The organism is Flavobacterium cyanobacteriorum (assembly GCF_002251835.1).
Taxonomy (GTDB): domain Bacteria; phylum Bacteroidota; class Bacteroidia; order Flavobacteriales; family Flavobacteriaceae; genus Flavobacterium; species Flavobacterium cyanobacteriorum.
The window spans coordinates 1-4,961 of record NZ_NOXV01000112.1 but is presented as its reverse complement, the minus strand read 5'-3'; the positions used below and the strand labels follow the sequence as shown (position 1 = coordinate 4,961).

Below are 4,961 nucleotides of genomic sequence, written 5' to 3'. Positions count from 1 at the left end.
TCCCCGCCGCCTGCTTTCGCGGCGGGGAGATAAAGCGGACAGCGGGACCAAACCTTACCAAAGTGGCGCTGTAATGGCTGCTTCATCATTTATATTTTATTAAATTTTTGTTGATATTCTGTTTTAAAAATGTTTGAGGGTTTAATTTTGCTGAAGTTTTTAGGCGTTTAAAGGATGAGAGAAAGGAAGCTTTTGTATGTGGGAATGGCTATTTTTGCCTGCACTGCCATTGTTTATGGTTTGCTCTTTTACCATTACCCAAATCTTGTAAAGGCTACAGACAAGTTTGGAAATCTTGAAAATATTTATTTGTTTTTAGTTTCTACTTTACTTATTGCCCCTATAGTAGAAGAATTGGTTTTCAGGGGTATTTTTCTTGGGAAGAAATTGTTTTTTCCTTTGTTTTACATGGGGTCTTCATTTTTTTGTGTGGTAACGGAAAATTATTATTTGCTTATTTTTCCGGTTCTTTTTTTATTGTTCAGAGGTGTCATTTTCAAAAATTTTCTTGTTGTGAGCATATTAAATACAACATTATTTGCCTTAGTACATTACCATGTAAGTGATTTTACAGATTTATATTCCTTTGTCCCGGTCTTTTTTCAATTTAGCTTGGGATTGGTTTTAATATGGGTAACCCTTAACTATGGCATAAAGAAATCGATGGTTGTCCATTTTATTTTAAATTTTGCTTTCCTGTTACCATTGCTCCTTGCTTTACAGTTTCCTGAGAAACAATTTAGTTTATTTAATAGAAACTCAATTGAATTCAAACTAGAAAAAACAAGTGTTTTTGGCGCTACTGCTTTTTATGTTTCGGGTAGTGCTGTTAAAGCTGAGCGGGTAACCATAAACCAGTTTATGGATTTTTTCCCAAATTATGATTTTAAAGTCATAGTTCCGGACAGTTTGCGGTTTTACCGTTACAATTTTTCACTGAGGGATATAAATAACCAAAAGATTAATACCACTGATGTGAGGCAAATTTTGCTGGAATCAAAATTAGTTGAAGTTAAAAAAGATTGAATTTTACTGTTTTGATAAAATCAGATTTAATAAAAAAAAGGCTTAGCCATTTGGCTGCACGGTTATCCTTTACCATGCCTTAATGGAATTGGCGTGAGGGTATGTCATCGCTTTTCTTTTGAAAACCCTTTTCTAAACCCGTGAAGGTTTTCTTGTTTTGATAGCAGTTTGTATAAGTGAATTAAGAGATTGAGTTAAAGATAATCTCTACAACCACTTACAGCAGGATTAAAATTGATTACTGAGTTTTTTCTACCAGCGGATAGAAGTATAACAATAGTACGGCATTTAATTCTAAAAATAAATTTAAAGCAATAAAGGGTAAAAAAAAATATGATAAAAAGCCTTACTACTTCTATGGGGTTTAAAAATCATCTTTGCAAGACTGCATCTCTTTTACATTCCGCTCCTTATTGCTTCAACGGGATCAAGTTTGGAAGCCGATATGGCGGGTAATATACCTGATATAAGTCCAATAAATGCCGCGAGTGATGTACCTATAATCATGTTCCAGAAACTGAGTACAAATTCAAACTCCAGCACCTGGGTAAGCACGAGTGTAATAAGCCACACCAATACCATACCGATAAGCCCGCCTATAACTGAAAGGATTACAGCTTCAAACAGGAACTGAAATAATATAAACTTATTTTTAGCGCCTAATGCCTTTTGAATCCCAATGAGGTTGGTGCGCTCTTTAACTGATACAAACATAATATTGGCAATACCAAATCCGCCCACAAGCAGTGAGAAACCGCTTATAATCCAGCCTATAACGTTCATCTGGCCAATAATCTGATCAATAAACTCCGTAAATCCGGAAAGTATATCAATCATGAAATTATCTATTTCTCCGGCTTTGATACCACGGTAATTACGCAATTTTTGCGCGACTTCGGCTTTAACGGCCTCTGCTTCTTCTCCCGGTGCAGGCTTTATAATTATTATGGGAGTCATAAAATCATAGCTATCGCCATAGAGTCTGCGTAAAAAATTTACAGGAAAAATTACAGCCAGATCATTGCTGGGCATCCCTAATGAACTGTTACCCACTTTTTCGAGGACACCAATTACGGTAAAGCGCTGGCCGTAAAGCCTGATTTTTTTTTCAACAGGATTTTCATCTCCAAATAAAGTTTTGGCCACTTCATAGCCAATTACCACAACAGGGGCACCCGAATTTGATTCTGATTCATTATAAAAGCGGCCATTGGCTATCTTAAGTTTCTGTATGTCTGCAAATTCATATGATACAGGGACAGCATTAAGGTTTGTGGCAGATTTGTCTTCATACCTTGCTGTTTCGCTCTTAGTAAAAATCTGGTACGCCATGTATTCAGCTGACTTTACGGCATCTTTAAGGTACTGGTACTCGTCATAAGTAACATTAGGGAACTGTTCGCGCTTCCAACGGGGAATTTCAGACGGGCCAAATGAAAAACGCTTCAGGTACATTGTATTGACATCGACATCGCTGAGGTCTGATTTTATTTTTCGGTCCAGTGAATCCACAGCAGCCAGTACGGCAATGATGGAAAAAATACCTATAGTAACACCAAGTAGCGACAGGAATGTACGCAACTTGTTATTTGTAAGCGCATTAAGCGCAAATGAAAGGCTTTCCCTTAGCAGGCGGAAGTATAACAGCATAGCTTTTTTATTGTCACCTGTAAAATTCTGCATTTTTTTTTTAAAATCCTAAAGCAGGCAATAATAATTCTGATATTGAAAGCCATTTATTGGTTAGGGCTTGTCACAGCCAGGAAAGTTATGATATAACTACTCTTCGGTAAATGTATTTTTGCCGGAAGGCAGTTCAAACAGTTCCAGTTTAAAATAGGGTACGGCTGCTATAATATGGTCAAAAATATCAGCCATGATATATTCATAGTTTATCCAGCGTTTATCAGAAGTAAAGACATATATTTCTACAGGTATCCCTTTTTCAGTAGGCTGCAGGTGCCTGCACATTATTGTCAGTTCCTTATTTACACCGGGATGCTTTTCTATGTAGCTGTTGATATATTTCCTGAAAAGCCCCAGATTGGTAAGGTTCCGGCCGTTTATAAGCAGGCTTTTGTCAGCATTATTCACAAGGTTAAACTTATCGATATCTGACTGCCTGTGCTCAATATAGGAAGTGAGCAATTGTATTTTTTTGTAATTGTCAAGTTCATCTTTTTCAATAAAACGTACGCTACTGGTTTTAACCAGGATATGCCTCTTAATGCGCCTGCCTCCGGAACTGTACATGCCTCGCCAGTTTTTGAAAGAATCTGAAATAAGGCTGTAAGTAGGAATGGTTGTGGTGGTATTATCAAAATTCCGCACCTTAACTGTTGCAAGGTTTATTTCAATAACATCACCGTCAGCGCCAAATTTTTCCATCGTAATCCAGTCGCCAATCCTTACAATATCATTTACACTAACCTGTATACTGGCCACAATACCCAGCAATGTGTCTTTAAAGATAAGTAAAATAATTGCGGAAAGTGCGCCAAACATCCCAAGCAGCGTGGTGAGTTTAGTATTGAGCAGCAACAGTATAATGGTCACAACAGCAAAGATCCACAAGAACATCATGACCACTTGTATGTAGCTGTCAATAGGTTTATCATTGTAGCCTGGCTGTAGTTTCAGGTAATCGCGGAGTGCATTAAATATGCTGCGTATTATCCAGAGGCTCAGGAGTATTATAAAAATAGTTATGGCCTTAGAGAACATTGCTTCCCAATAAGCGAAATGCCTTAAGGCAAGGGGTACAGTCTTATAGATAAAAAGCACCGGCACCAGGTGGGCCAGGTATCTGGATGTTTTATTCTCCACCAGGAAATCATCAAAAGTAGTTTTAGACCTTTTGGCAATTACGGCAAAAGTTATTACCAATACTTTGCGAGCCGTGAAATCAAGTATTACCGCAATGAGCAAAGTAATCAAGATGTTCAGCCCTACACTGCCATACAGTACGCCTGTAGTGTTCAGTTCAAGCCTTTGCAGTATGGCATAAGTCCGGTCAAAAATTTCCTTCATGAAGCGGCAGTATTCCTGAAATATTTATATTCAATATAAAATGTTCCAAAAGGCGGTATTGATGCCAGGCAGATAATGATAAACTTTTTCCAGTCCCATTTATGTTCTGTTTTAAGCATTATGGCAAAAGCTATATAAATGGTAAACAGTACACCATGTGCCATACCTACAGGACGTATAAGCACCGGGTTGTCCCAAATGTATTTGAGCGGCATGGCAATAAAAAAGAGGGCAATGGCGGAGATACCTTCAAGTGTTGCAATTAATTTAAAAAGGCGTATCATTTTTTTAAAAATTTAGCACAAAGGTAAGCACCAGCAGCGTAAGCATAAAATAAAAAAAGCTGTTTGTTTCCAAACAGCTCCCACTATAATTATATAACCAATATTTAATAAAATCAGAATTCTAAAAAAGCTTTATTATATTCTTTGAGGTCCAGCAGGTTGTTTTTATGTTTCAGGTCACCGAATAGTGAAAGCAGGTACTCCAGGCTCTCGATATTATTGTCACCTGAAGTTCCGTTTCCTGACACCATTTCTTCCCCTTCAATAGGCTCATCGTCAGGTATGGGAATCAGGAATGCACCGTTTGCTTCAATATGTTCATAAGCAAGCCTTATCGCCTTGGTAAGTGTTGGGTTTTGCTCTTCAAGAGAATATTCCCGCAGCTTTTTAAGGTCTGTAACCAGTGTTTCGGCATCGAAACCATTTCTAAAAAGGTCCAGTTGTATTTTTTTTATCAGCTTTTGCGCACTTGGGTTTTCCACGGTTAGTTATTTTAGTTTTTTGGACTTATTTTAAGGATTGCAAAAATAGTATATTATATAATTTTATTCCAATTTTTTTAAATATAAATCTGTACTAAGTACACGACAAAAATTGTATTAAATTAATTTCCAGCTTATT

5 protein-coding genes are annotated in these 4,961 nt (G+C 37.1%); 1 reads left to right on the top strand and 4 read right to left on the bottom strand.

Going from position 1 to position 4,961, the window contains the following annotated elements; all coding sequences use genetic code 11:
- Window positions 1-204: 204 nt before the first annotated feature.
- Entirely contained in the window at window positions 205-1,026 is an 822-nt protein-coding gene (locus tag CHU92_RS01360; RefSeq protein WP_165764558.1) for a CPBP family intramembrane glutamic endopeptidase, read from the top strand.
- 396 nt (window positions 1,027-1,422) lie between these two features.
- Here the strand turns inward: CHU92_RS01360 and CHU92_RS01355 are convergent, their stop codons facing one another.
- The 4 genes from CHU92_RS01355 to CHU92_RS01340 form a co-directional block, all read right to left on the bottom strand.
- On the bottom strand, window positions 1,423-2,676 hold the full coding sequence (locus tag CHU92_RS01355) for an ABC transporter permease (protein WP_094411842.1): 1,254 nt from the start codon (window positions 2,674-2,676) through the stop codon (window positions 1,423-1,425).
- Window positions 2,677-2,805: 129 nt separating this feature from the next.
- Complete coding sequence (locus CHU92_RS01350) at window positions 2,806-4,056, bottom strand: mechanosensitive ion channel family protein (RefSeq protein ID WP_094411838.1); 1,251 nt, start codon at window positions 4,054-4,056, stop codon at window positions 2,806-2,808.
- Window positions 4,053-4,340: a DUF3817 domain-containing protein gene (locus CHU92_RS01345; RefSeq protein ID WP_094411836.1), complete on the bottom strand. Its 288-nt coding sequence runs from the start codon at window positions 4,338-4,340 to the stop codon at window positions 4,053-4,055. Before CHU92_RS01345 ends, CHU92_RS01350 begins: the two co-directional genes overlap by 4 nt.
- Window positions 4,341-4,453: 113 nt before the next feature.
- Entirely contained in the window at window positions 4,454-4,822 is a 369-nt protein-coding gene (locus CHU92_RS01340; protein WP_094411834.1) for a hypothetical protein, read from the bottom strand.
- Window positions 4,823-4,961 lie beyond the last annotated feature (139 nt).

Coding starts and splice junctions, on each gene's coding strand:
- CHU92_RS01360 (WP_165764558.1), top strand. CDS start 205: ATGGCTATTTTTGCCTGCACTGCCATTGTTTATGGTTTGCTCTTTTAC.
- CHU92_RS01355 (WP_094411842.1), bottom strand. CDS start 2,676: ATGCTGTTATACTTCCGCCTGCTAAGGGAAAGCCTTTCATTTGCGCTT.
- CHU92_RS01350 (WP_094411838.1), bottom strand. CDS start 4,056: ATGAAGGAAATTTTTGACCGGACTTATGCCATACTGCAAAGGCTTGAA.
- CHU92_RS01345 (WP_094411836.1), bottom strand. CDS start 4,340: ATGATACGCCTTTTTAAATTAATTGCAACACTTGAAGGTATCTCCGCC.